The sequence below is a fragment of the Aeromicrobium sp. PFPM2_SD2 genome (assembly GCF_057364525.1).
In genome coordinates, this window is sequence record NZ_JBNFNZ010000424.1 from 1 (window position 1) to 2,090 (window position 2,090).

3 protein-coding genes and 1 pseudogene are annotated in these 2,090 nt (G+C 75.2%); 3 read left to right on the plus strand and 1 reads right to left on the minus strand.

All coding sequences use genetic code 11. The features are described 5' to 3' along the window. A partial coding sequence (locus AC2W7G_RS14570) for a helix-turn-helix domain-containing protein (protein WP_485869072.1) occupies nt 1-203 on the minus strand: 203 nt, incomplete at its 3' end. Nucleotides 204-438: 235 nt separating this feature from the next. Here AC2W7G_RS14570 and AC2W7G_RS14575 point away from each other — a divergent pair. The 3 genes and pseudogenes from AC2W7G_RS14575 to AC2W7G_RS14585 form a co-directional block, all read left to right on the plus strand. Further along, nucleotides 439-881, plus strand: a pseudogene (locus AC2W7G_RS14575) (biotin transporter BioY). A 16-nt stretch (nt 882-897) separates the two neighbouring features. Next, nucleotides 898-1,587, plus strand: coding sequence for an energy-coupling factor ABC transporter ATP-binding protein (locus tag AC2W7G_RS14580; RefSeq protein ID WP_485869073.1), 690 nt, complete (start codon nt 898-900; stop codon nt 1,585-1,587). Next, nucleotides 1,584-2,090 (plus strand): CbiQ family ECF transporter T component (locus tag AC2W7G_RS14585; protein ID WP_485869074.1); only part of this gene is annotated, 507 nt, incomplete at its 3' end. The genes AC2W7G_RS14580 and AC2W7G_RS14585, both read left to right, overlap by 4 nt.

Here is a 2,090-nt window from a genome sequence, read left to right on the forward strand (position 1 = left end):
GCCGCGACCGGGGTCCGGCTGCGCGCGACGACCTCGGCCGCGACGGCGGCCAGGAGCTCCTGCTTGCTGGACACGTGGTGGTAGAGCGCGCTGGGCCGGACGTCGAGCTCGGCGGCGAGGCGGCGCATGGACAGGTCGCCGAGCCCGTGCGCGTCCAGCACGCGCAGGGCCGCCTGGACGACGTCGGACCGGCGATGGCGCACGCGACTCCCCTTCGTTGACAGCGGGCGGGGCCCAGCCTAACCTGAACGCCGTTCACCTGAACGCCGTTCAGGTGCGTGTCCACCCGACAGGAGCAGCATGAGCACCGTGTCCGCCCGCCGCCGCACCAGCAGCACCACCGACCTCGCGCTGGTCGCGACCTTCGCGGCGCTCATCGCGGTCTGCGCGATCCTGCCCGCCATCAACGGCGTCGCCAACGTGCCCTTCACGCTGCAGATGTTCGGCGTCTTCCTGGCCGGCTCGGTCCTGGGCGCTCGCCGCGGGTTCCTGGCCGTGGCGCTCTACCTCGTCGTCGGCACCGCCGGCCTGCCGGTCTTCACCCAGGGCCACGCGGGCCGTCCGTCTGGGCCGGCCCGACCGGCGGCTACCTGCTCGCGTTCCCGCTCGCCGCGGCCCTGGTCGGCCTCGTCGCCTCGCGCGTCGCCCGGCGCGGCACGGCGACGTTCGTCGTCGCGGTCTCCCTGGCTGCGGCCGTCGCCACGGTCGCGGTGGTGGGCACCCTCGGCACGCTGGGCATGATGCGGGCGCTGGACGTCTCGGCGTCCGTGGCCTGGGGCTTCGCCACGCCGTTCTTCGTCGCGGACGTCGCCAAGGGCGTCCTCGCCGCGATCGTGGCCGCGTCGGTGCTCCGCGCCTTCCCGCAGCTCGCCCGGCGCTGACGCGTACCGTACGGACGTGATCGAGCTCGACCAGGCCGCCGTCACCGTCGAGACGTCCGACGGCCCGCTCGTCGTCCTCCAGCCCACGACGCTGACGCTGGCCGAGCGCCGGGTCGCGGTGATCGGCGGCAACGGGTCGGGCAAGTCGACGCTCGCCCGGCTGCTCAACGGGCTCGTCGAGCCGTCGTCCGGGAACGTCCGGGTCGGCGGCCTCGACACGGTCCAGGACGGACCGGCCGTGCGCCGCCGGGTCGGGTTCGTGTTCACCAACCCCGACGCCCAGCTCGTCATGCCGACCTGCCTGGAGGACGTGGCCCTGTCGCTGCGTCGCTCCGTGCGCGACAAGGCGGAGCGCCGGTCCCGCGCGCTGGAGGTGCTGGCGTCCGTGGGTCTGCGGGACAGGGCCGACACGAGCGTGCACGCGCTGTCGGGCGGGCAGAAGCAGATGCTCGCGCTGGCCGGTGTGCTGGCCACGGACCCGGACGTCCTCGTCGCGGACGAGCCGACGACGCTGCTGGACCTGCGCAACACGCGCCTGGTGGGCGACCGGCTGCTGTCGCTGCGCCAGCAGCTCGTCCTGATCACCCACGACCTCGAGCTGGCGGCGCGGTGCGACCGGGCGCTGGTCGTCGACGCCGCCCGCGTCGTCTTCGACGGACCGGCGGGCGACGCCGTGGCGCTCTACCGCGAGCTGGTCGCGTCGTGAGCGACCTGCTGGGCGCGTACCGGCCCGGACGCTCGGTGCTGCACCGGCTGCCGGCCGGCCCCAAGCTGGGGCTGCTCGTGGCGTACGGCGCGGTGGCGGTCACGCTGCGCGGGCCGGTGAGCGCGCTCGTCCTGCTGGCCTGCTCGGTGCTGCTGACCGTCGTCGCCGGGATGCGTCCGCGCCGGACGCTGCGTCAGGTGCGCGGCCTGCTCGTCGTGGCGGTCGTCGTCGGCGGCTTCCAGGTCTGGCAGCGCGGCTGGCCGGTCGCGGTGCACGTGGTCGGCGACCTGCTGGCCCTGGTGCTGGCCGCACTCGTCTTCACCGCGACGACGCCGGTGGACGACGTCCTCACCGCGGTCGAGCGTGGGCTGCGGCCGTTCCGCCGGCTCGGCGTCCGGCCGGAGCGGGTGGCGCTGGCGTTCTCGCTCGTCCTGCGCGCCATCCCGGGCATCCTCGAGACGGGCGCGCGAGACCCGGGCCACGAGCGCGTCCAGCGAGCCGGT